Source organism: Dyella japonica, from assembly GCF_040545895.1.
Classification (GTDB): Bacteria; Pseudomonadota; Gammaproteobacteria; order Xanthomonadales; family Rhodanobacteraceae; genus Dyella; species Dyella japonica_D.
The window spans coordinates 729,631-751,837 of record NZ_JBEPMU010000002.1; the positions used below are offsets into that span (position 1 = coordinate 729,631).

21 protein-coding genes are annotated in these 22,207 nt (G+C 65.7%); 12 read left to right on the forward strand and 9 right to left on the reverse strand.

Annotation, left to right across the window (positions count from 1 at the left end; translation table 11 throughout):
- Positions 1–65 precede the first annotated feature (65 nt).
- A complete protein-coding gene (locus ABIC75_RS09935; RefSeq protein ID WP_354013665.1) occupies positions 66–875 on the forward strand; it encodes an endonuclease/exonuclease/phosphatase family protein in 810 nt (269 codons plus the stop codon).
- Positions 872–1,321 (forward strand): hypothetical protein, encoded by a 450-nt coding sequence (locus ABIC75_RS09940; protein ID WP_354013666.1) that lies wholly within the window; start codon positions 872–874, stop codon positions 1,319–1,321. Before ABIC75_RS09935 ends, ABIC75_RS09940 begins: the two co-directional genes overlap by 4 nt.
- On the opposite strand, the gene ABIC75_RS09945 is transcribed toward ABIC75_RS09940, so the two are convergent.
- Positions 1,220–2,839 (reverse strand): glycoside hydrolase family 17, encoded by a 1,620-nt coding sequence (locus tag ABIC75_RS09945; RefSeq protein ID WP_354013667.1) that lies wholly within the window; start codon positions 2,837–2,839, stop codon positions 1,220–1,222. The two genes, ABIC75_RS09940 and ABIC75_RS09945, sit on opposite strands and share 102 nt — an antisense overlap.
- 204 nt (positions 2,840–3,043) lie before the next feature.
- Between ABIC75_RS09945 and ABIC75_RS09950 the strand changes: the two genes are divergently transcribed.
- The 4 genes from ABIC75_RS09950 to ABIC75_RS09965 all read left to right on the forward strand — a co-directional run bounded on the left by ABIC75_RS09950 (position 3,044) and on the right by ABIC75_RS09965 (position 9,530).
- Entirely contained in the window at positions 3,044–5,122 is a 2,079-nt protein-coding gene (locus tag ABIC75_RS09950; RefSeq protein ID WP_354013668.1) for a transglycosylase SLT domain-containing protein, read from the forward strand.
- Positions 5,123–5,142: 20 nt separating this feature from the next.
- Entirely contained in the window at positions 5,143–6,081 is a 939-nt protein-coding gene (locus tag ABIC75_RS09955) for a complex I NDUFA9 subunit family protein (protein ID WP_354013747.1), read from the forward strand.
- A gap of 52 nt (positions 6,082–6,133) precedes the next feature.
- On the forward strand, positions 6,134–7,363 hold the full coding sequence (locus ABIC75_RS09960; RefSeq protein WP_354013669.1) for a multifunctional CCA addition/repair protein: 1,230 nt from the start codon (positions 6,134–6,136) through the stop codon (positions 7,361–7,363).
- 163 nt (positions 7,364–7,526) lie between these two features.
- Entirely contained in the window at positions 7,527–9,530 is a 2,004-nt protein-coding gene (locus ABIC75_RS09965) for an LTA synthase family protein (RefSeq protein ID WP_354013670.1), read from the forward strand.
- A 57-nt stretch (positions 9,531–9,587) separates the two neighbouring features.
- Here the strand turns inward: ABIC75_RS09965 and ABIC75_RS09970 are convergent, their stop codons facing one another.
- The gene (locus ABIC75_RS09970) at positions 9,588–10,781 is read right to left on the reverse strand and encodes a class I SAM-dependent methyltransferase (RefSeq protein ID WP_354013671.1); all 1,194 of its coding nucleotides are present in this window, start codon (positions 10,779–10,781) and stop codon (positions 9,588–9,590) included.
- A 99-nt stretch (positions 10,782–10,880) separates the two neighbouring features.
- On the reverse strand, positions 10,881–13,079 hold the full coding sequence (locus ABIC75_RS09975; protein ID WP_354013672.1) for a TonB-dependent receptor: 2,199 nt from the start codon (positions 13,077–13,079) through the stop codon (positions 10,881–10,883).
- Between the two features lie 210 nt (positions 13,080–13,289).
- Here ABIC75_RS09975 and ABIC75_RS09980 point away from each other — a divergent pair, with 210 nt between their 5' ends.
- Positions 13,290–13,928 (forward strand): hypothetical protein, encoded by a 639-nt coding sequence (locus ABIC75_RS09980; protein WP_354013673.1) that lies wholly within the window; start codon positions 13,290–13,292, stop codon positions 13,926–13,928.
- Between the two features lie 58 nt (positions 13,929–13,986).
- Entirely contained in the window at positions 13,987–14,733 is a 747-nt protein-coding gene (locus tag ABIC75_RS09985) for a pteridine reductase (RefSeq protein ID WP_354013674.1), read from the forward strand.
- 58 nt (positions 14,734–14,791) lie between these two features.
- Here the strand turns inward: ABIC75_RS09985 and ABIC75_RS09990 are convergent, their stop codons facing one another.
- The 5 genes from ABIC75_RS09990 to tsaD all read right to left on the reverse strand — a co-directional run bounded on the left by ABIC75_RS09990 (position 14,792) and on the right by tsaD (position 18,307).
- Entirely contained in the window at positions 14,792–15,646 is an 855-nt protein-coding gene (locus ABIC75_RS09990) for a DUF6159 family protein (RefSeq protein WP_354013675.1), read from the reverse strand.
- A gap of 116 nt (positions 15,647–15,762) precedes the next feature.
- Positions 15,763–15,996, reverse strand: coding sequence for a hypothetical protein (locus ABIC75_RS09995; protein ID WP_354013676.1), 234 nt, complete (start codon positions 15,994–15,996; stop codon positions 15,763–15,765).
- A 372-nt stretch (positions 15,997–16,368) separates the two neighbouring features.
- The gene (gene folK / locus ABIC75_RS10000; protein ID WP_354013677.1) at positions 16,369–16,851 is read right to left on the reverse strand and encodes a 2-amino-4-hydroxy-6-hydroxymethyldihydropteridine diphosphokinase; all 483 of its coding nucleotides are present in this window, start codon (positions 16,849–16,851) and stop codon (positions 16,369–16,371) included.
- A gap of 12 nt (positions 16,852–16,863) precedes the next feature.
- A complete protein-coding gene (gene folB / locus ABIC75_RS10005) occupies positions 16,864–17,223 on the reverse strand; it encodes a dihydroneopterin aldolase (protein WP_354013678.1) in 360 nt (119 codons plus the stop codon).
- Between the two features lie 58 nt (positions 17,224–17,281).
- Positions 17,282–18,307, reverse strand: coding sequence for a tRNA (adenosine(37)-N6)-threonylcarbamoyltransferase complex transferase subunit TsaD (gene tsaD / locus ABIC75_RS10010; protein ID WP_354013748.1), 1,026 nt, complete (start codon positions 18,305–18,307; stop codon positions 17,282–17,284).
- A gap of 123 nt (positions 18,308–18,430) precedes the next feature.
- Here tsaD and rpsU point away from each other — a divergent pair, with 123 nt between their 5' ends.
- The 3 genes from rpsU to ABIC75_RS10025 all read left to right on the forward strand — a co-directional run bounded on the left by rpsU (position 18,431) and on the right by ABIC75_RS10025 (position 19,648).
- Positions 18,431–18,646: a 30S ribosomal protein S21 gene (gene rpsU / locus ABIC75_RS10015; protein WP_014404075.1), complete on the forward strand. Its 216-nt coding sequence runs from the start codon at positions 18,431–18,433 to the stop codon at positions 18,644–18,646.
- A gap of 166 nt (positions 18,647–18,812) precedes the next feature.
- The gene (locus tag ABIC75_RS10020; protein WP_354013679.1) at positions 18,813–19,259 is read left to right on the forward strand and encodes a GatB/YqeY domain-containing protein; all 447 of its coding nucleotides are present in this window, start codon (positions 18,813–18,815) and stop codon (positions 19,257–19,259) included.
- 218 nt (positions 19,260–19,477) lie between these two features.
- A complete protein-coding gene (locus tag ABIC75_RS10025) occupies positions 19,478–19,648 on the forward strand; it encodes a DUF1328 family protein (protein WP_354013680.1) in 171 nt (56 codons plus the stop codon).
- A 5-nt stretch (positions 19,649–19,653) separates the two neighbouring features.
- On the opposite strand, the gene ABIC75_RS10030 is transcribed toward ABIC75_RS10025, so the two are convergent.
- Positions 19,654–20,292: a GNAT family N-acetyltransferase gene (locus ABIC75_RS10030; RefSeq protein WP_354013681.1), complete on the reverse strand. Its 639-nt coding sequence runs from the start codon at positions 20,290–20,292 to the stop codon at positions 19,654–19,656.
- A gap of 149 nt (positions 20,293–20,441) precedes the next feature.
- On the opposite strand from ABIC75_RS10030, the gene dnaG reads away from it, so the two are divergent.
- Positions 20,442–22,169, forward strand: a complete 1,728-nt coding sequence (gene dnaG, locus ABIC75_RS10035; RefSeq protein WP_354013682.1) for a DNA primase — start codon at positions 20,442–20,444, stop codon at positions 22,167–22,169.
- The last annotated feature ends 38 nt before the right edge of the window (positions 22,170–22,207 follow it).

Here is a 22,207-nt window from a genome sequence, read left to right on the forward strand (position 1 = left end):
TGTCTCCAGTCTGATCGCCGCCACGATGGCGGCGATCACCCTTTTGCGACTACTCTGCCCGCCCGATGAATCGCGCCGAACCCACTCCCGCCCCGGCTCAAGAACGCCGCCTGCGCCTGTTGAGCTGCAACATCCTGGCGGGCGCCAGCGTGCAGCGCTACAGCGAATACGTCACGCGCAGCATCAACGCCGTGCTGCCGGGGCGCAGCAAGCTGGACAATCTCGACCGCCTCGCCGAAGTGCTGCCGCAGTTCGACGTGATCGGCCTGCAGGAAGCCGACGCCGGCAGCCTGCGCTCGGGTTTTCTCAACCAGACGCGCTACCTCGCCGAAGCCGCGGGCATGCCGTTCTGGAGTCATCAGCCGAATCGGCCGATGGCGCGACTCGCGCATTCCGCCAACGGCCTGATCAGTCGCCTGGAACCGAGCAGCGTGCTCGATTACCCGCTGCCCAGCCGCATCCCCGGCCGCGGTGCGTTGTTGGCGCGTTTCGGTGAAGGCGCCGATGCGCTGGCCGTGATGATTGCCCATCTCTCGCTCAGCGCGCCCGCGCGTGCGAAGCAATTGGGTTTCATCGCCGAAGTGCTGCAGGACTATCCACACGCGGTGCTGATGGGCGATCTCAACACCGACGTGCGCAGCGCGGAGATGAAGCATCTCTTCGCCAAATCCAGCCTCGTGCCGCCGGACCAGTCCACGCCGACCTTTCCCAGCTGGAAGCCGCGCCGTGCGCTGGACCACATTCTCACCTCCGAGAAAATCCAGCTCGACAAGGTGTGGGCGCTTCCGCAGGCATTCTCCGACCATTTGCCGATAGCGGCCGAGATTCGCCTGCCCAGCCATATCGCCCCACGCTCGCACCGGATGCGCAAATGAAATCTGTTCTACGCCTGACCCTGCCCTGGTTGACGCTGATCCTGATCGGCGCGGGCGCGTATGCGCTGCGCTATGGGCTGGTCGAGTCGTCCGACGTCGCGCACCTGTGCGATACCGGCCGCTCGTTCACCTGCGATGTGCGGCACGCCACCGTGATGGGCTTCGTGCTCGCACGCCTGCAGCTCACTGCCAGCTACAGCTACCAGATGGGCATCTACGGTTGGGTAGCGCTGGTGGCCGCAGCGCTGGCGCTGTTCTGGAAGAAGCCATTCACTGCGTGGCTTTCCGCGGCGGCCGGCATGGTCGCCGTGGTGCTCTACTGTTTTGCGCCCGGCGCGCTCGCGCTACTGGTGGGCTGCCTGCGCCTGGTGCGACTGCAGTCGTCCGGCACGGCGCCACTCAATCATCACGGCGCCGGCGCTCGCCAGGTTCACGGCCAGCCATAGCCACGTCGACGGATTGAGCCCGATCTCCTGCGCCACCACCACGGCAGCGAGCAGCGGCAGCAGGCAGGCCATGAAACGCTCTTCGATGATGGGCACCACGCAGTTGCCCGCCGATTCCATCAGCGCTGCGATGAGGAAACCCACCGCAGGCGGCCAGAACAGGCCGAGCGGGAAATCGCGGTAGCGTCCGTCGAACACCAGCAACAGGCCATAGAACGCCAGGCCAAACATCCATCCGAAACGCCAGCGGCGGTCCGGCAACGGGATGCACGCGCCTGCCAGCCGTGCCGCGATGCGCCGGGCCAGATAAATCGCCGTGAGCAACGACAGCACGCAGAGCAGGCCCGAGAACACCCACTCCAGCTGATTGCGGCAGTCGTAGATCATGCGACGACCCTGCCATGCGATGGACGTGGCCGCGGCGAAACCCGCAAGGATCAACGCCACGCGACTGCGCGAATTGCGCAAACCGCGGCGCCACACGCCCGCCAGCAGGAACAGCACGGCGCCCGCCGCGCCCGCGTACCAGCCGACGATCCAGTTCGGTTCTTCGACCACCGGACCCTGCATGCCGAACTTGGGTTTCGCATTGACATCGAAGATGCCCCAATAACCGCCGACCGTGCCTTCCTGCTCGCGCTTCCACGGCTGGTCGAAGGCTTCGATCACGTTGTAGGGCATGTCCACGCTGCCTGCATAGCGCAGGAAATCGCGCAGATAGCGAGCCTCATTCACCAGGCTCGCGCTCGCCTGCCGGCGCGGGCGGCCTTCGCTGGGCCAGCCGGTTTCGCCGATCATCACCGCGCGTCCAGGGAAGCGTGCCTTCATGTGCGCATAGACATCCGCCACGTGCTGGAGCGCGTCCTCCGGCGGTACCGGCTCGTCTTCCCAGTACGGAAGAATGTGGATGGTGATGTAGTCGACCGCGTTCGCCATCTGCGGATAGCGCAGCCAGAATTCCCACACGTCGGCATAGGTCACCGGCACGTGCGTGTCGTGCAGCGCGTCGTGCACCTGCTTGATGTAGCCGGCCAGCGCCACGGGCGATTGCTCGCCGCGCAGCAGCACTTCGTTGCCCACGATCACGCCGCGGATCACTTCCGGATGTGCCTTGGCCGTGGCGATGCCCATGCTTACTTCGCGATCGTTGAGCTTGGCATCGCGGCCGAGCCAGATGCCCATCAGTACCTTCATGCCGTATTTCTGGGCGATTTCCGGCACCGCGTTCAAGCCGAAACCCTGCGAGTAGGTGCGCACGCAATCGAAGCGCTCGGACAAGGCTTTCAGATCCGCATCGATGCGCTCGGGGCTGACGAAGGCGTTGAGATCGAGCGGCGTTTCACCCGGCTTGCGGAAAGGCGCGTAGGACACGCACGCAATGCGCGCCGTCGGTGCATCCGGCAGATCCACCGGACGCCCGATCCGCCACCACCAGACCGCGCCGGACACCATGGCCACGACGAGGATCAGCCATGCCAACGGTGCAACACGGGATGACGGCGAGGACGGGGGCGACATGCACTTCCTGGTATGCGCCGGACGCGGCGCCTCGTGGGTGGCGAATTCTAACAGGCGCTAAGCCTTCGCCATGTGCGGGTGATACCTGCCCGCGGTTTCACGTCGCGCTCAGCGGGCGTTGGCCATGCTTCGGTGTCCCGCGCCACGCGCCGCCCCTGCGGAACGGCGATCATCACGGCGGGAGTCTTGGCACAAGGAGTAGTCATGTCCCTGCACGCAGCACCGCGGCGCGTCGCCCGTCGCCTGCTCATCATGGTGGCCGGCCTGTGGCTGGTCGGCGCGGCTTCGGCCGCCGAGCCCACGGAAGCGCAACGCACGGCGTTCAAGCAAGCCTACGCCGCAGCCCAGCAGGGTGGCGACGGTTGGCGCACGGCGGCCAGCGGGTTGCAGGACTATCCGCTCTATCCGTATCTGGAAGCGGCCTCGCTCACGCACGACATTCGCCAGATCCAGCGCCCGCAGGTGGAGGATTACCTCAAGCGTTATCCCGCACTGCTCACTGCCAGCGACCTGCGCCGCGATTTCCTCACCGAGCTCGCACGCCGGCAGGACTGGGACAATTTTCTCGCGATGTATCAGCCGGGCCTCGGCGATGCGCTGACATGCAATGCGCTGCAGGCGCAGTTGAGCAAAGGCGCGCAGCTCGACTTCGATCGCGACATCGCTGCGCTGTGGAGCAAGCCCAAACTGCCGAGCGCCTGCGATCCCGTGTTGAGCGCGGCGCACGACCAAGGCCTGCTCACCGAAGCTCGTCTATGGGATCGCATCGACCGCGCCGCGGATGCCGTGCAGCCGGGCACCATCAACGCCATCGCCGGATGGCTGCCGGCCGATCAAACCGAATCGGCACGACGCATCGCCTCCGCCTTGAGCGACCCGGGCGCGGCCGTGGTGGCCGCCAACCAATGGCCCGATTCCCCGCGCAACCGGCAGGCGGCCACGCTCGCGCTGGAACGTCTTGCGCGCCGCCAGTCGGTTACCGCCGACGTCGCCTGGCAAAAACTGCAGGGCCGCTTCGCCTTCACGCCCGACCAGCGCAATCGCGTGATGTATGCGCTCGCGCTGTTCCATGCCACCGACTACGACGCCGATGCACTGTCGCGCCTCATCGCGTTGCCGGCCTCGGTGCAAACGGACACGAGCCGCGAATGGCGTGTACGCGCCGCGCTGGCGCAGCAGGACTGGAACGCGGTGCTCGCGGCCATCGATGCGATGCCCGCCACGCAGCAGCAGGACGGCGAATGGCGCTGGTTCCGTGCGCGCGCACTCGCCGCCACCAATCGCGCGGCTGAATCACAACGCGTGCTCACCGGTTTGGCCACGGAGCCGACGTTCTTCGGTTTCCTCGCGGCCGATCGCATGAACGCGCCTTACGGCATCTGCCAGACGGACCTGAAAGGCAATGCGCAGCGCGAGCGCGCCTTGCTCGCCAACCAGGGCTTGCTGCGCGCGTTCGAGCTCTACGCCGTGGGCCTGCCGAAGCAGGCGCGTCGCGAGTGGACGCAGGCGCTCGACGGCGCCGATGCAGACACACTGAAGCAGGCCGTGGATCTTGCCTATCGCCGCGGCTGGTACGACCGCGCCGTGTTCACCTTCAACACGGGCGATGCGTTGCGCTACTACGAGCAGCGCTTCCCGCTCGCCAGCCAGGACGGCCTGGTGCCGCAGGCGGAACAGGCGGGCATCGATCCGTCGTGGGCCTACGCCATTCTTCGCGCGGAAAGCGCATGGATGGCCGATGCCCGCTCGGGCGCCGACGCGCGTGGCCTCATGCAGTTGTTGCCATCGACGGCGGAGCTGGTGGCCAAACGCAATGGCGTGACGTGGACAGGCGGCGACTCGCTCTACGATCCCATCACCAACATCATCCTCGGCACGCGCTACCTCGCGCAGATGGCGGGCCGCTTCAACGGTGCGCCATGGCTGGCCAGCGCGGCGTACAACGCCGGCCCGGGCAAGGTGGACCAATGGCTGGAGGCGCGCAGCTCGCTGCCGCCGGATCTGTTCATCGCCACCATTCCGTTCAAGGAAACACGCGAATACGTGGCGCGCGTGATGTCCTTCGCGGTGATCTACGACTGGCGCCAGCACGGCAACGCCGTGACGCTGTCGCAGCGCCTCACGCCAATTGGCCAGACCTACACGCTGCCGGACAGCCGCAGTGAGCGTAAGCTGGTGACCTGCCCGGTGGTTGCACCACCTGCGCCTGCGCAAGCAGGTTCGGCTGCACCCGCCAGCAGCATGGCACCTCCCGCCGCGGCGAGCAGCAGCGGCACCCATTGAGGCGGAATCAGCCAGTGACATTGAAAGCCAAACAGTTGGTCGTGCTCGGCGGCAGCGGTTTTGTCGGATCGAACCTGCTGCCGCGACTGGTCAAGGATGGCCATCGCGTCCTGCTGCTCTCGCGCAATCGCGAACAGCGGCGCGCGCTTGGCGTGCTGCCCGGCGTGCGCATCCGCAGCGTGGATGTCTACGACGCCAACGCGCTGCGTCGCCAGTTCGAGGGCGCGGACGCGGTGATCAACCTCGTCGGCATCCTCAACGCCTTCGGCGAGCAGACCTTCCACCACGCACACGTGGAACTCACGCAGCGCGTGCTCGGCGCCTGCCAGGCGGCGAACGTGTCGCGCCTGCATCACATGAGCGCGCTGAAGGCCGGCCAGGGCCTGTCGCAGTACCTCAAGACCAAGGGCGAGGCGGAGGCAGCAGTACGCAACTCGTCCCTGGACTGGACCATCTACCAGCCCAGCCCGATGTTCGGCACGGATGGCGGCCTGGTGGCACGCTTCGCCGGCCTTCTGCGCCAGATGCCGGCGCTGCCCTTGGCGCGTGCTTCCGCGCGGATGGCGCCGACCTGGGTGGGGGACGTCGCCGAAGCGATGGCCCGCTGCATCGGCGACGACACGCTGGGTGTCGACCGCAGCTTCGAGCTGTATGGCCCCGATGTGTATACGCTGGGCGAGATCGTGCAGATGATTCGAACCACCATCGGTGTGCGCACGCCCGTCATTCCGCTGCCGGACAGCCTTGGCCGCCTGCAGGCACAAGTGGCGCAGTTGCTGCCGGGCAAGCCGTTCTCGCTCGACAACTTCCGTTCGCTGCGCACCGATTCGGTAGGCAAGGTGGACGGCTATGCGGCGCTCGGCATCACGCCGCAACCCCTCGCTGCATGGCTGCCGGTGCTGTTGAACGTGCTTCCGCGCCAGCGGCGACTGGATCACGCGCGCTCCACGGGACGTTGATCGCGCATCCCACGGCGTCGGCGCCTTTGCATCACGTGGCAGAATGGGCCGCATGCGCATCTATCTCGTCGGCGGCGCCGTCCGCGACAAACTGCTGGCCCGGCCGGTGACCGACCACGATCACGTGGTGGTCGGCGCGCGTCCCGAGGACATGCTGGAACAGGGCTACCGCCCGGTCGGCAAGGATTTCCCGGTATTCCTGCATCCGAAGACCAACGAGGAATACGCACTCGCGCGCACCGAGCGCAAGATGGGCCATGGCTATCACGGCTTCGCCTTCCATGCCGATCCGTCGGTGACGCTGGAAGAGGATCTGGCACGGCGCGACCTCACCATCAACGCGATGGCCGAGGCCGAAGACGGTCATCTGGTCGATCCGTTCAACGGTGCGCGCGACCTGGAACAACGCCTGCTGCGGCATGTATCACCCGCCTTCGCGGAAGATCCCGTGCGACTGCTGCGCGTGGCGCGTTTCGCCGCGCGCTTTGCGCCACTGGGCTTCACCGTGGCGCCGGACACCATGGCGCTGATGCAGCAGATGGTGCGCGATGGCGAAGTGGATCACCTCGTGCCCGAACGCGTGTGGCAAGAAACGCGAAAGGCGCTGGGCGAAGCGCAGCCCTCTGCCTTCCTGCGCGTGCTGCGTGATTCAGGTGCGCTCGCGGTGCTGTTTCCCGAAGTGGATGCGCTGTACGGCGTGCCGCAGCGCGCCGAATTCCATCCGGAAGTCGATACCGGCGTACATGTGGAAATGGTGCTCGACATGGCCGCACGCATCGCACCGGGCAACGACATCGTGGGCTTCTGCGCGCTCACGCACGATCTTGGCAAGGCGCTCACGCCGGTCGATGCACTGCCACGCCACATTGGCCACGAGCACGCTGGCGTGGCCCCGCTGCAACGCCTCGTGGCGCGCCTGCGGGTGCCGACCGAACATGCCACGCTTGCGGAGCTGGTGTGCCGTGAGCATCTCAACGTGCATCGCGCCTTCGAACTGAAGCCGTCGACGGTGTTGCGCCTGCTCACCTCGCTGGATGCGCTGCGCCGGCCCGAACGCCTGTCGCTGTTCCTCGCTGCGTGCGAGGCGGACAAGCGCGGCCGCCTGGGCCACCAGGACGACGCCTATCCGCAGGCGGGTTATCTCCAGCGCGCACGCGACGCCGCGGCGGCCGTGCGTTCCGAACCCTTCGTGGCGCAGGGCCTGCAGGGTCCGGCCATTGGCGACGCCATGACGGTGGCCCGCGTCGCCGCCATTGCCTCACTGCGGCCCGACGCGAACTGAAAGCGTCCAAGCAAAGCCAAATGAAAGCCAATCCGAAGTAAGGTAACGGGCTAGAAATCTGTCCGTTTAGTGCCAGTCGGTGGGGCCGTGAATGAATGCGGTCGCTCTCCAGCCCGCCCACTCCACGGCCAGGCCTTCGTTTTCAGCTTTACCGGAGCCTTCCGTGCCGACTGCCTATCAAACGACCTCGCCGCTGCGCCAGCGGTTTCGCCCGCTGTGGTGGCTTGCCATCAGCTATGTACTGATTGGCGCACTCACGCGCATCGTGCTGCTCTTCATGGCCGGCAGCGGCGTGCCGCACAACCCGTTGTACTGGGCCTACGCGTTCGGCGTCGGCCTGAGCTACGACCTGATTACGTTCGTCTTCCTCGGCTGGCTCCTGCTGCTGTACCTGTGGCTGGTACCGAAGCGGCTCTACGTATCGCGCGCCGGGCAATGGGCGCTATACGTGGGTGGCGCCGTGACGCTGTTCGGGCTGCTGTTCATCGCCGCTTCGGAGCTGGTGTTCTGGGGTGAATTCGGCACGCGCTTCAACTTCATTGCGGTCGATTACCTGGTCTACACCACCGAAGTGATCGGCAACATTCGCGAGTCGTACCCGCTGGGTACCTGGATCAGCCTGCTCGCCATCGCCACGCTGGTCGTGGTTTGGCTGAGCCGCGGCGGCCTGCAGGCGCGCGACGGCGGCACCACCTTCCTCCAGCGCAGCAAGGTGGTGCTGGTATGGCTGCTGGTCACCGTGGTGCTGGCCGTCGGCATCAAGGGCACCCTCAAGGATCGCACCGACAACGCCTACGTGAACGAGCTCTCCGGCAACGGCGTGTTCGAATTCTTCGCCGCGTTCCGCAGCAGCCACCTGGACTACTCGCGCTTCTACCGCACCCTGCCCGATGACGTGGCGTTCAAGCGCGTGCGCGAGCTGGTGAAGACGCCCGAGGCCACCTATGTCAGCGACGATCCGCACGACCTGACCCGCGAGATTCGCCATGCGGGTCCAGAGAAGCACCTCAACGTGGTGCTGATCAGCGTGGAAAGCCTCTCGGCGGACTTCCTCTCCGAGTTCAGCAACAACAAGCGCGGCAACATCACGCCCAACCTCGATGCGCTGACCAACCAGAGCATGTTCTTCGACAACCTCTACGCCAACGGCACGCGCACGGTGCGCGGCCTGGAAGCGCTGTCGTTGTCGGTGCCGCCCACGCCTGGCGACTCCATCGTGAAGGCGCACAACAACGAGAACCTGTTCTCCGCCGCAAACGTGTTCAACGACCGCGGCTACCAGTCCGACTTTGTCTATGGTGGCTACGGCTACTTCGACAACATGAACTACTTCTTCGCGCACAACGGCTATCGCGCGGTGGACCGCAACGATATCGGCAAGGGCGAGACCATCCACCACGAAAACGTGTGGGGCGTGGCCGACGAAGACCTCTACACGCTCGCGCTCAAGCAGATGGATGAGGCGCATGCGCAGGGCAAGCCGTTCTTCCTGCACATCATGACCACCTCCAACCACCGCCCGTTCACCGTGCCGGCCAACCGCGTGCCGCAGAAGAACGGCACGCGCGAGGCGGCGGTGGCGTATACGGACTGGTCCATCGCCGACTTCATCAAGCGCGCGAAGGACAAGCCGTACTTCGACGACACGGTGTTCGTGATCACTGCGGACCACTGCGCTTCCAGCGCGGGCCGAAGCAGCGTGCCGATCAATCGCTACCACATTCCGCTGTGGATCTACTCGCCCAAGCACATCCCGCCGCAGCGCGTGTCGCGGCAGATGGCTCAGGTGGACATCATCCCCACGGTGATGGGCCTGCTGAACTTCAGCTACCGCAGCCGTTTCTTCGGCGCCGACATCTTCCAGCTCGAACCGGGCCGCGAGCGCGCCTTCCCGGCCACCTACGAAAAGCTCGGTTATCTGCACAGCGACGTGCTCACCGTGCTCGAACCGCAGCGCAAGCTGGAGCAGGTCAAGCCGAACTTCGACAACGGTGACGCCGTGCCCAACACGCCGGTCGAGCAGGGCCAGGTGGACGATGCTACCGCGTACTACCAGGTGGCCGCCAATCTGTTCAAGCATGGGCAGCTGGTGAAACGGCCGGACGACAGCAAGCCGGTGCAGCCCGCGCCGGAACCTGCGCCAGTCGCCGCTCCCGCCGCTCAGTGAAACCGTCAACGCCCGCGTCCATGACGCGGGCGTTGCGTTTCAGCCCACCGCGCTAGCTCAGAGCCGATCGCCCCGATCCGCTTCCAGAACATCCGCGGGTAGCGGAAGCACGTCCATGCCGCGCGCGAACAGCATCACCTGGAAGCGCTCGCCCATCTGGTCGGGCAAGGTCAGCTTCTTCACCTGCTGGGCCAGGTCGTAACGCGTGGCTTCGTCCGCGGCGGATTCGTAGGACGCGGTGAAGATATCTTGCAGGCCGCTGCCGAGGAGGAATTGCGCCTGCGGCATATAACCGGCCACGCCAAATCCGGCCACGTTGCCGGCCTCGGCCAGCGCGGTGAAATCCACCGACGCAGTCAGGTCGTTGAGTCCGGGGAAATACAGCGGATCGTTGTGCGAGCGATGGCGATGGTACGCACGCAGCGTGCCGTCGTTGCGCTCGGGCAGGTAATACTCGCGACGCACGTAGCCGTAATCGATGAACATCATCAGGCCGGCCGTGAGCGAACCCGCGATGGCCTGGATCCAGTACGGCAACTGCGGAAGGATTTCCGAGCGGTAGCCGCTGGGAAATTCCGCCTCGAGGTCGCGCTCCACCTGACGCACGGCGCCCGACACCAGCGCATCGGCGGGGCGATCCACCCGCATCAAGCGACCTTCGCCATCGAGCACGACGTGCTCTTCGTACACCTCGCCATCGCGCATCACGAAGCGCGTGGTCGGCAAGGCATCGATCACTTCATTGGCGAACAGCACGCCTTGCCAGTCCTGTTCCGGCGGACGATCCAGCCAAAGCACATGGGCGAACAACTCGGACGGTAGCGCCGCCGCCAGCCGGTCGCGTTGACGTTCGCGCAGGTCGGCGCTGGGTTCGAGAATGTAATAACGACGCGGCACCGTGCCGTTCGCGGCGAACGCCTTGAGCGCGGCTTCGGCGAACGCGCCGCTGCCGCCGCCGAGTTCCAGGAAGTCGGCGGACTCGCCAAGCATCTCGATGACCGGATACGTGGCGTTCACCACGCAGCGCGCGAACAGATCACCCAATTCGGGTGCAGTGATGAAATCGCCCGCTTCGCCGAACTTGGTCTTGCCGGCGCTGTAGTAACCCAGGCCCGGCGCATAGAGGCAGCGCTCCATGTACTGCGAGAACGGCATGGGACCGTGCGCGGCGATTTCTTCGCGCAGGCGCGTCAGCAGTCGGTCGGAATGGGCGCGCTCGTCGGCGCCGGGATCGGGGAGTCGGGAAGACATGCACGTTGCCTACGGGGAAACGCGCGAAGTTTAACCCATGCCCCGCCATAGCCTCGTGAGGGGGAGACCGGCCATGGCGGGGACATCGGCCCAGCTGACTTAGAAACTGAAGTCCTTCTGCAGGCTCAGGTATATGCCGCGACGCGGACCGAACTGCGGCGCGCCCACGCCGATGCCGGTGCCATCGCGCAGCTCGTACGTGCGGTCGAGTGCGTTGATCAGCGCCAGCTGCGTCTTCACCGTGCCGATGCTGTCGAAGGTGAAGTCGTGCGCCACATTGAGGTTGAGCTGGAAGTAGTACGGCAACGACTCACCGTTCGGCACCAGGCCATCCTTGCGCAGGCCACTGCCGAAGATGTAATCGGCGCCGACTCGCGTGGTGTTGGTGAACGAATAGGTGATGCCGCCCGACGAGGTCAGCTTCTGGTCGTGATCGAGATGGATGTAGTTGTCGTAGATGTACGCCAGGTCGTCCGGACTGAAGTTGTACTGGCCGGTGATGACGCGCTTGCCCATGGCACGGTTGTACGCCGCGTTGAAATACGCGGAGACCGGACCGTTGTCGTAGTTCGCCGTCAGTTCCACGCCGCGGATGCGACCGAACTCGTAGTTGAAGTTGGAGTAGATCAGCGCCGCGCCAAACTGGCCTTCGTCCTGCAGGCGACTTACCTGGCGGTAATACGCGTCCACACCCACGGTGAAGGTGGAACCGAACTGCTGCTGGATGCCCAGGTCGTAGTAATTGGAGCGTTCCGACAGCGGCAGGTTGTTGCCGCCGCTGGGCAACTGGTTGGTGGTGCCGTTGAAGCGGGCGATGTTGCTGTCGTCGATCACTTCGGTCGCCGGCGGCGTGAAGTAGCGCGAATAGCCTGCATGCACCGTCGTACTGTCGGTGGCCTGGTAGACAAGGCCCAGGCGCGGGCTCAGCTGGCTTTCGGTGCGGAACAGCTCGTAGCGGTCGCCGCGCACGCCGTAGTTCACCGTCCACTTGTCGCCGATGCTCCACTCATCCTGCAAGTACGCCGAATACGTGCGCGCAAGCAGATTGGTGGCGTCGTAGATGGCGATCGGCGTGGTGCTGGCCTGCGAGCCATCCGGGTTGGCCGGGAAGGTGAGCGAGTTGTTGCTGATGTTGCCGCGCTCGAATTCACCGTAGATGCCGTAGCGCAGCGTGTGGCTGTCGCCCAGCGGCGTGGAGAAATCCGCCTGCAGCGTGTCGGCACGGTTGGTGCGATTGATGGTGGAGGCCACGCCGTTGAACATCAGGTCGCCGATCTCGTCCGGCTCGAAGCCCACGTGGGTATAACGCTGACCCGCCGAGATCTGGTAATCGGTCTTGCCCCACTTGCCCTGCAACGAGAGCACGCCGAAACGCGTCTGTTCCTGCTGGCGTTCGTTGAGGTTGGCGGAGTTGAAGTCGACCGTGTCCAGGTAACCGAATTGCGGCGTCTGGTTCGGATTATTGGGAATCTCAAAGCGATTGTTGGTCGCGCCGAACATGAAGCTGATGCGCGTGTTGTCGTCGATCAGGTACGAGATGTCGCCAAAGCCCTTCACCTGGTTGGTGTGGTCATGGATGGGCGTGCGGCTCGCCGTCGGGTTCTCGATGCCGACGTCGTTCTCCAGATAGTTGGCGGTAACGAACCAGCTCCAGCGGTCATCGCTGCCCCACAGCGAGGCATTCGGGTTCAACGTACCGAACGAACCGCCTGTGATGCCAACGCTGCCGCCGTTGCCCAGGTCGTGGCCACTCTTGGTGTCGATATCCACCACGGCCGCCGTGCGCAAGCCGTATTGCGCGGGCAACGCGCCATCGAGCAGCTTCACGCTCTGGATGGTGCGCGCGTCCAGCGTCTGGCCGAAGCCGGAGATCGATTCGGGGATGATCACGCCATTGATGCGGTACTGCAGGTTCGCGTGGTCGCCGCGCACGTGCAGGCCGCCGTAGGAATCCTGCACTACGCCCGGCGCCTGCAGGATCACCTGGTTCAGCGGCGTGGAGTCACCCAGCGGCAGCTGCTGGATGGCCTTCTGGTCGATCACGTACTGGCTGCTGCCGGTGTCCGGCGACAGCGAATTGCGGGCTTGGTCCAGCGCCGCATTCACGTCGATGGCGCCCAGCTGCTTCACCTTCGAGGGTTGGTTGCGGGTGGCGCTGGTCTTGCCGGCATCGGTGCCGTCGGTAGTGCCCGGCGAGGCCACAGTGCTGGTGTCCGGGGTCGGGCTGGTCTGGGCGTAGGCGGCGGGGACGGCGCCAAAGGCAACGGCAAGACTCACGGCAAGCAAGGTACGTTTCATCGGGTTTCCGGAAGGGGCGGTGACGTTGTTGTTTTCGATACGTTATAACATTGCCATTCTAGACGACCGGGCGCCTGCCCCAGAAGTCATACCCGCCCGGGCAAGTTCCTGCGTTCAGGTGCCGCCCAGCCTTCGGGCTCAGCGGGATTTCACCCGGGCAGCCTAGACTGGGGTGTCGCGCGGCCTCCGCCGCTCCACCGAGCCCGGTCCATGTCCCCATCCCCCGATAAGCTTCCGGCCGTCATTGCCGACCACGGCCGCGTGACCCAGGCCATCCTGGATTTCGTGAGCCAGATCCCGGACAGCCACGTGCCTGGCGCGCGTGAGCCCGAGAAGGAAGCCCGCCGCCTCGCCACGCGGGCCCAGCAACGCGCCGCCCTCACCGCCGGATCGCTGGCACTGCCGCCCGGTCCGCTGGGCTGGCTCACCGTGCTCCCCGAGGTCATCGCGATCTGGAAGATCCAGGCGCAAATGGTCAGCGACATCGCCGCCGCCTACGGCCAGCATTCGGAACTGGGCCGCGAACAGATGCTGTGGTGCCTGTTCCGCCACACGGCCGCGCAGGCGTTTCGCGATCTGGTGGTGCGCGTGGGCGATCGCCTGATCTTTCGCCGTGTCACGTACTCCGTGATCGAACGCGTGGCCAAGACCATTGGCATCAAGGTGACCCAGCGCGCCGTGGGCAGCGGCATCTCGCGCTGGATGCCGGTGGTGGGCGCCGTCGGCGTGGGCAGCTACGCGTACTACGACACCGGACAAGTAGCGCGCACCGCCATCGCCATGTTCAGCACATCGTTCGCGACAGAGACCGCGATGGAACCTTCCACGGAACCGGTGTCATCGACGTGACGCCACGCATGCTTTGGGGCAAGCTCCCCGCCTGGTCGCGTCACGCAGGAGCCCACGCATGAATGCACGTCACGAGCGTCCCGTTGCCCTGATCACCGGCGCCGGAAAACGCGTGGGCGCCGTGATCGCACGCACGCTGCATGCGGCGGGCTACGACCTCGCCCTGCACTACCGCCATTCGGCCGCCGACGCGGAACTGCTCGCCGCATCGCTGGAACGCCAACGCAGCGGCAGCACGTTCGCCGTGCAGGCCGAACTGGCCGATCTGGATGCGCTGCCTGGCATGGTCCAGCGCGTGCTCTCTCGCTTCGGCCGCCTCGATGCGCTGGTCAACAACGCCTCGGCGTTCTATCCCACGCCGGTAGGCACCGCGACGCTGGCGCAATGGAACGAGCTCTTTGCATCCAATGCGCAGGCGCCGTTTTTTCTCGCACAGGCAGCGACGCCCGCATTGCGCGAAGCGCGCGGCGCCATCGTTAACATGGTGGATATCTACGCGGAGCGTCCGCTCGCGAACCATCCGGTCTACTGCATGGCGAAAGCCGCGCTGGAAGCGATGACGCGCTCGCTTGCGCTGGATCTCGGCCCCGACGTGCGCGTCAACGGTGTCGCCCCCGGCGCCGTGATGTGGCCGAGCGACGGCAAGCCCTACGACGACCAGCAAGCCATGCTGGCCCGCACGCCCTTGCAGCGCGCGGGCTCACCGGAAGATGTCGCCGGTGCGGTGCTCTGGCTGCTGCGCGACGCACCGTTCGTGACGGGACACATCATTCGCGTGGATGGCGGACGCACGCTTTCCGTGTGAGCAAGAAAAAAGGGGCGCCGCGGCGCCCCTTCTTTTTACATGCGTTGATCGAGGCGACTCACTTCTTCGGCCTGAACGCCTGCTCCAGCATCGCCTGGTCAAAGCCGTGGCCCACTTCGCCCTCTTCCGCGTAGCGATAAAGCGCCGCGGCGTAGATGCCCTGCAGCGACGCCTGGATCAGGCCGAGCAGCGTCAGGCCAATCACCACGATCACGATGGCGGCGATGATGGCGGTAAGCGACTGCGTGGCGAACGCACCGCCAATCAGCACGGCCGCCAGCACGATCGCGACGAACATCAACAGGCCAAACACCACGCCAATGCCGGCGTTGCCGATGATGTTCTCGCCCCAGGTACGCTTGAGCAATTCCACGCTGCGCGAGATGGCTTCGGTCGGGCCCACGTCCTGGCTCGCCAGCACCGGCACCACCAGGAACGTGGCAACCGTCCATGCGAGGCCAAGGAAGCCGGCCACCAGGCGACCGATCAGGCCCAGGCGTTCCTGCAGCGCACGCAGCACCAGACCCACGGTGGCGGCAATCAGTGCGTAACCGAAGATGTTCACGATGCGCGAACGCGCAATCGCCATGCCTTCGCCAAAGCTGGCCTCCTCACCGCGCAGACGGGCCAAGGCAGCGCCAGCGAGCGCCGTGTTGAAAAAGATGATCACGAAGTACTGCGCGAGATAGAACAGGAACAGCAGCACGTAACCGCCGGCACTCATGCGGTGGCCCTGGTCCGCCACGCCACCGGCCGACACCATGGCCGCGATGATCGGCACCAGGAAACTGGCCGCCACCAACAGGCAGCAGATGCTGGAGGCCAGCGGGAACATCAACAGCGACTTGTCCGAACGCAACACGTCCGCGCTGGCCTTCATCAGGCTCCAGCTGCGTGCAAAGCGACCTGCCATATGCCTTCCCCGTTCCATGTTAGGTGGGGCCGTTTCTAGCATTACTTGTGTGCCGGGGACAGTGCTGACACCGGGCTTTCGTGCGTGTACAGGGCTGTACCTGGACGCCCCCGGCACTACCAGGGGCGACGTTTCTTCCGGAAAACCACGCGCTCATCGAACGCTTCATAGAGCAGGCTCAACACGCCGCCGGCGGCAATGCCTGCAAGAAGCAACACCACCGGCCGGGAGTCGTAGAAAAACCGGTGCGCGTGGAAACCCAGCCATGCGGTGGCGACCAGCGTGACGATGATGAGCACAAGCGGCGTCCCATAGGTCACCACGGCTTCGCACCCCGGACACGTGCGCACGCCATGCCGTGCTTCGCTGCGGCAATGGGGGCAAATCGCGTAGCGAATCGCCGCGTCACGTTTCGTCTGGTTCCCCATGCGTCCTGCCGTATGCGCTTTCGTTCATGGCGTGCCGCAGCAGTACCGTGGAAAGCGACGTGTTTGCGTGATGACATCGATAAGCCGGCGCGCCAGAAGCATTCGCCGCGTCGCTCCGCCACGATGGGCGAAGCTAGACGTGGTGCACTGGCGACAAGGCGAAGCCTAGTTCGCGCGTTGCACCGCAAGGAATCAGACAATTCCAAGAACAGCCCCTCATGCGGCAGGAAACACGCCGAAGGCGATCATGCCGAGTGATCGTCGGGGGATAAGCCGCAAGGCGCGGCGAACGCCTTACAGCGGCTCGACGATGAGCGGCTCGCTATCCACCGGAAACGCCGACCACAGCGAGGCCATCGTCTCGCCGGTGACCGGATGCCTGAGCTGCGGCGCAATATCCGCGATCGGCCTGAGCACGAACGCGTGGCGAAGCTCCTTGCGCGGAATCTCCAGGTGTCCTTCGCCCTGCCGCACGAGGTCGTCGTACAACACGATGTCCACGTCGAGCGTACGATCGGAATAGCGCGGCACGTCGCGACGACGTCCGTGACGATCTTCCAGCGCGTGCAGCCACGCGTTGAGCGCTTCCGGAGAAAGATCGGTATCCAGCCCCACGGCCAGGTTCACGAAATCGGCGCCGTCGAAGCCCACCGATTTGCTGCGATAGGCCGGCGATACGGACAACGTGCCAAAACGCTCGCGCAATTCAGCCAGCGCAGCACGAAGATAACGCAGGGGTTCGAGATTGGAACCCAGACTCAGGTAGACGCGTGCCATCGATTCAGCGCATCACTGCGGTCGCGTGCCGCGTTCGATGCGTACGCCCACCGACTTTGCACCGCGCACCGCGCCGGGCTTGGAGAGCTTCAGCCGCACCCACGACACGCCGAACTCGTTGCGGATGATGGCCGCGCACTGCTCCGCCAGCGTCTCCACCAGTCCGAAGCTGGACGCGCCGACGTAGTCGATCAAGCGCTTGGACACGTCCTTGTAATTGAGCGTGAGCGCAATGTCGTCGCTCGCGGCGGGCACGGTGTTGTCGAACGCCATTTCAATGTCGAACGACAACGTCTGCCGCACGCGGCGTTCCCAGTCGTAGATGCCGATGACGGCATCGATGCGCAGGTCTTCGATGAAAACGATATCCATGCCGATAGGGTAACCATCTGCATGAGGGAGCGCACCCTGTGCGCTTCCTCGCGATGCATCACATCGCCGGCGGCAGCGTTTCCAGATCCCAGCGCGGGAACACCTGCACCGATTCGTCCTGATGCTGGCCATGCGCCAGGCGGATGGCGCCGGCGAGCGCAATCATGGCGCCGTTGTCGGTGCAGAAGGCAAGGCGCGGGAAATACGTCTGGAAACCGTCCTTCTCGCCGGCCGCCGCCAGTTCCGCGCGCAGGCGCTTGTTGGCGCCCACGCCACCGGCAATCACCAGCCGCTTCGCGCCCGTGGCCTGCAGTGCACGGCGGCACTTGATGATCATCGTGTCGACGATGGCTTCCTCGAACCCGCGTGCGATGTCGGCGCGCGTCTGCTCGCTCTGGTCCGATTGCTGCCAGGCCAGCAGCACCTGGGTCTTGAGGCCCGAGAAGCTGAAATCGAGGCCAGGGCGATCGGTCATCGGACGCGAGAACCGGAACACGCCCGGCTTGCCCTGCTCGGCCAGCTTGGCCAGCGCCGGGCCACCGGGGTACGGCAGGCCCATCAGCTTGGCGGTCTTGTCGAAGGCTTCGCCCGCGGCGTCGTCCAGCGTGTCGCCGAGTATCTTGTATTCGCCGATGCCCTTCACTTCCACCAGCATGGAGTGGCCGCCCGACACCAGCAACGCCACGAAGGGCGGCTCCGGCGGGTTTTCCTCCAGCAGCGGTGCCAGCAGGTGGCCTTCCATGTGGTGCACGCCAATGGCCGGCACGCCCAACGCCCAGGCCATGGCCCGGGCAGCCGACGCGCCCACCAGCAGGGCGCCGACGAGGCCGGGACCGGCGGTGTAAGCTACCCCTCCCAGGTCGGCCGGGGTCAGGCCCGCCTGGGCCAGCGCCTCACGCACCAAGGGCAGCAGTTTGCGCACGTGGTCGCGGCTGGCCAGCTCCGGCACGACACCGCCGTATTCGGCGTGCAGCTTGATCTGGCTGTAGAGCGTATGTGAAAGCAGGCCGTTGCCAGGCGCGCTGGGTTCCCAGCGCAGCAGGGCTACGCCGGTCTCGTCACAGGACGTCTCGATGCCCAGCACCGGCTTGTTTGCCGGTGGGTTGTACTGGGGCTTTGAAATTGCTGTCGTTTCCACGTTATACTTCGCGGCTCACCGTATTCAAACGGCTCGTTCAGGCGAGCCAGTCTAACACTTGGAGTCTCCATGCCCAGCGTAAAAGTCCGCGAGAACGAGCCGTTCGAGCTTGCCCTCCGTCGCTTCAAGCGCACCTGCGAAAAGGCCGGCGTCCTGGCCGAAACCCGCAAGCGCGAGTTCTACGAGAAGCCGACCCAGGAGCGTAAGCGCAAGCGCGCTGCCGCGGTGAAGCGTCACCTGCGTCGCCTCTCGCGCGACACGTCGCGTCGTACGCGCCTGTACTGAGCCCGTCGTCCGCCTGGCGGACGATCCGCGGTTCTGGCGCCTCTGGCGTCGTTACAGGTAGCTTGGCAGCTGGCGCGTCCTAATCCGCTGCCTCTGTCTTCGTAGACCTACACTAGCCGGCGTTGCTCAAGCAACGCCGGCTTTTGTGTTTCCCAAGGAAAAGACCATGACCCTGAAGCAGCAGCTCACCGACGACATGAAGACCGCCATGCGTGGCGGCGACAAGGACCGCCTGGGCGTGATCCGACTGATCATGGCGGCGGTCAAGCAGCGCGAAGTGGACGAGCGCATCGAGCTCGACGACGTGCAGACGCTCGCCGTGCTGGAGAAGATGGTCAAGCAGCGCAAGGACTCCATCACCCAGTACGACGCGGCCAACCGCCAAGACCTGGCCGACGTGGAACGCGCCGAGATGAAGGTGATCGAGACCTACCTGCCGGCCAAGATGGGCGACGAGGAGCTCGATGCACTGATCACCGCCGCCATCGCCGAAACGGGTGCCAGCTCGGCCCGCGACATGGGCAAGGTAGTGGCCGCCGTGAAGGAAAAGGCCGCGGGCCGCGCCGACATGGGCGTGGTGTCGGGCCGCATCAAGGCACGCCTGGCGGGCTGATCGCCCGCTTCCCATGCCAGCGCCCAGCGGCGCTGGCATGGCCAATAGTACGGACGTTCCGGCCTGCAGGGCCGCGGTAGCCGTGCCTATCCAGGGTCTCGGCTGCGCCGCCGAACTCGCATCGCGTCGACAACGACGCGGCACGGCCTTCACATATCGACACCTACAACGGCACGGCCACCGACGCTTCCGGCGGCGTTCTCCAACAGGAGTGACACATGCTCAAGTGGGCCATCATCCTTGCCATCGTTTCGCTCGTCACCGGCTGGCTGGGCTTCGGCACGCTGTCCGGCGTGACCGGCGCGATCGCCAAGGTGCTGTTCGCGATCTTCATCATCCTGTTCTTGATCGCCTTGCTGGCCTTGGTGGGCCTGATCCATCTGGCGTAGCCGCGTCAGTCGACGATGCGCTCCATGCGCCGGTGGTCGGGCACGCGACCGCGTTCGTTGGCCAGTTGCGACTTGCGCTCGCCGGTGACCTTGAAACCGGCGCGGCGATAAAGGGCTTCGGCGCGCGGGTTACTGGCGGCCACGTCGAGCACCACGCGGCTGCGGCCCACGTCGCGCGCCATGCCTACCAACTGATCGATGAGCGCGCGGCCGATGCCATGCCCGCGCAGTTCGGGCAGCACCGCCAGATGGGCGAGGTAATGCATGTCGCCCTTGGGCGGCTGGATCACCGATTCCACGCGCAGCCCGCGCGCGATCACGCCCAGCCCGCGACGCAGCCCGTAGTGGCGAACGATCTGGCGGGCCGCGGCCAGCATGAAGGGCCATTTGGCGTCGGCCCCGAAGCCCGCGCCCACGGTCACCACCTTGCCTTCGACCAGGCCGACCCAGTGGTTGCGCCAGCCGAACTCCCCGGCGCCATCCACGAAGCAATGCTGCAGGAAGGCCCGTGCGTCACCGCCGTCGCGGGTCGTGAACACATAGTCGAACGCCACCGGACCGGAGCTGTAGATCAACGGCACGGCCACCGCGGCGTCTTCCGGCGCCGCCGGGCGAAACCTCACCTGCAGGCCCGACCGGGCCATTCCCAGCACGTTTCCCATGGCACCCCCAGCCACCGCAACGCCTCGGCGAGAGCATAAGGCAGCGCGGTGACAGGCGCAGTGGGGCGCACGGCCCGGGCTGGGGGTGAAAGCGGCCAGAGGTGGCCTGCAGCCGATAGACTACGCATCTTATGCGCGGACGTATCCCAGACAGCTTCATCGACGAATTGCTTGCCCGCGTCGACATCGTCGACGTGATCGAGCGGCGCGTGCCGTTGAAGAAGGCGGGACGCGAATGGACCGCCTGCTGCCCGTTCCACAACGAGCGCACGCCATCCTTCTACGTGAGCCCAGCCAAGCAGTTCTTCCATTGCTTCGGCTGCGGCGCGCATGGCAGCGCGGTGAAGTTCCTGATGGACTATGAGCGCCTGGAATTCCCCGATGCGGTGGAAGAACTGGCGCAGTCGGTGGGCCTCACCGTGCCGCGCGAAGGCGGCGATGACCGTCCCCGCGAAGACAAGACCGATCTCTACGCCCTGCTCGACGCCGCCGCGCGCTGGTACGAGAACGAACTGCCGAAGAACGCTGAGGCGCAGGCGTACTGCAAGAAGCGCGGGCTCGATGCGCAGACCATCCAGCGCTTCCGCATCGGCTGGGCGCCGGCCGGTTTCGATGGCGTGATGAAGGCCCTCGGCGGCAGCGAGCGGCGCACGCAACTGCTCAACGAAGCGGGCATGGTGGCGAGCAACGAACGTGGCAGCCGCTACGACCGGTTCCGCGAACGGCTGATGTTTCCCATCCTGGATCGGCGCGGTCGTGTGATCGCCTTCGGCGGCCGCGTGCTGCAATCGGACCAGGGTCCGAAATACCTCAACTCGCCGGAAACACCGCTGTTCCACAAGGGCCGCGAGCTGTTCGCGCTGTGGCAGGTGAAGCAGGCCAATCCCAGCCTCGCGCGCATCGTGGTGGTCGAGGGCTACATGGACGTCATCGCCATGCACCAGGCCGGCCTGCCCATCGCGGTAGCCACGCTGGGCACGGCGACCACGCCCGAGCACACCGAAGTGTTGTTTCGCGCCGCGCCCGATGTGGTGTTCTGTTTCGACGGCGACCGCGCCGGCCGCGCCGCCGCCTGGAAGGCGCTGGAATCGGCGCTGCCGCGCCTGCGCGACGGACGCCAGGCGTACTTCCTGTTCCTGCCCGACGGCGAAGATCCGGACACGCTGATCCGCAAGGAAGGCAAGGACGGTTTCGAGAAGCGCCTGAAGGCCGCCACGCCGCTCTCCGAATACTTCTTCGGCGAACTGGCGCACGACGTGGATACGGCCAGCCTCGATGGCCGCGCACGCCTTGCCGAACGCGCACGCCCGCTGATCGCGCGGCTTCCCGATGGCGCCTTCCGCGACCTGATGGCGCAGGAGCTGGAGAAGCGCACAGGCGCACGCGCCACGCTGGACACCGCACCGACGCCTCGCACGGCGCTGCAGCGTCCCACCGTAGTGCAGCGCTCGCTGGTGCGCAGCGCCATCGCCCTGCTGCTGGCCCAGCCGGGCGTGGCCGATCAGGTGGAGCGTCCCTACGGCTTCCTGCGCCTGGACAAACCCGGCGTGGAATTGCTGGCCGAGCTGATCGACATGGCGCGTTCACGCCCCGGCATCAACTCCGCCATGCTGGTGGAACATTTCGCCGAACGCGCCGAATACCCTGCCCTGCAGAAACTGATGGCCGCGATGGTGGTGGGCGAGCCGGAAACCCAGCGCGCGGAGTTCTTCGATGCGTTGCGACGCATGGAGGAACAGGCCGTGATCCAGCGTCGGGACTGGCTGACCGCCAAGAGCCGCGAGGGCGCGCTCGACAGCGCCGAGAAGGCCGAACTGCGCGAACTGCTGGCCGCACGCGTCACCACGCCCTCTACCTAAGCATTTGTGACAGGTGTGTGGCGCATGCCCGTCTCGGC

Excerpts from the sequence above, each read along its gene's own strand:
- ABIC75_RS09980 (WP_354013673.1), top strand. The coding sequence starts at position 13,290 with ATGTCCCCATCCCCCGATAAGCTTCCGGCCGTCATTGCCGACCACGGC.
- ABIC75_RS09945 (WP_354013667.1), bottom strand. The coding sequence starts at position 2,839 with ATGTCGCCCCCGTCCTCGCCGTCATCCCGTGTTGCACCGTTGGCATGG.
- ABIC75_RS09985 (WP_354013674.1), top strand. The coding sequence starts at position 13,987 with ATGAATGCACGTCACGAGCGTCCCGTTGCCCTGATCACCGGCGCCGGA.
- ABIC75_RS10030 (WP_354013681.1), bottom strand. The coding sequence starts at position 20,292 with ATGGCCCGGTCGGGCCTGCAGGTGAGGTTTCGCCCGGCGGCGCCGGAA.
- ABIC75_RS10020 (WP_354013679.1), top strand. The coding sequence starts at position 18,813 with ATGACCCTGAAGCAGCAGCTCACCGACGACATGAAGACCGCCATGCGT.
- ABIC75_RS09970 (WP_354013671.1), bottom strand. The coding sequence starts at position 10,781 with ATGTCTTCCCGACTCCCCGATCCCGGCGCCGACGAGCGCGCCCATTCC.
- ABIC75_RS09940 (WP_354013666.1), top strand. The coding sequence starts at position 872 with ATGAAATCTGTTCTACGCCTGACCCTGCCCTGGTTGACGCTGATCCTG.
- folB (WP_354013678.1), bottom strand. The coding sequence starts at position 17,223 with ATGGATATCGTTTTCATCGAAGACCTGCGCATCGATGCCGTCATCGGC.
- folK (WP_354013677.1), bottom strand. The coding sequence starts at position 16,851 with ATGGCACGCGTCTACCTGAGTCTGGGTTCCAATCTCGAACCCCTGCGT.
- rpsU (WP_014404075.1), top strand. The coding sequence starts at position 18,431 with ATGCCCAGCGTAAAAGTCCGCGAGAACGAGCCGTTCGAGCTTGCCCTC.
- ABIC75_RS10025 (WP_354013680.1), top strand. The coding sequence starts at position 19,478 with ATGCTCAAGTGGGCCATCATCCTTGCCATCGTTTCGCTCGTCACCGGC.
- ABIC75_RS09975 (WP_354013672.1), bottom strand. The coding sequence starts at position 13,079 with ATGAAACGTACCTTGCTTGCCGTGAGTCTTGCCGTTGCCTTTGGCGCC.
- ABIC75_RS09935 (WP_354013665.1), top strand. The coding sequence starts at position 66 with ATGAATCGCGCCGAACCCACTCCCGCCCCGGCTCAAGAACGCCGCCTG.
- ABIC75_RS09990 (WP_354013675.1), bottom strand. The coding sequence starts at position 15,646 with ATGGCAGGTCGCTTTGCACGCAGCTGGAGCCTGATGAAGGCCAGCGCG.
- ABIC75_RS09950 (WP_354013668.1), top strand. The coding sequence starts at position 3,044 with ATGTCCCTGCACGCAGCACCGCGGCGCGTCGCCCGTCGCCTGCTCATC.
- ABIC75_RS09960 (WP_354013669.1), top strand. The coding sequence starts at position 6,134 with ATGCGCATCTATCTCGTCGGCGGCGCCGTCCGCGACAAACTGCTGGCC.
- dnaG (WP_354013682.1), top strand. The coding sequence starts at position 20,442 with ATGCGCGGACGTATCCCAGACAGCTTCATCGACGAATTGCTTGCCCGC.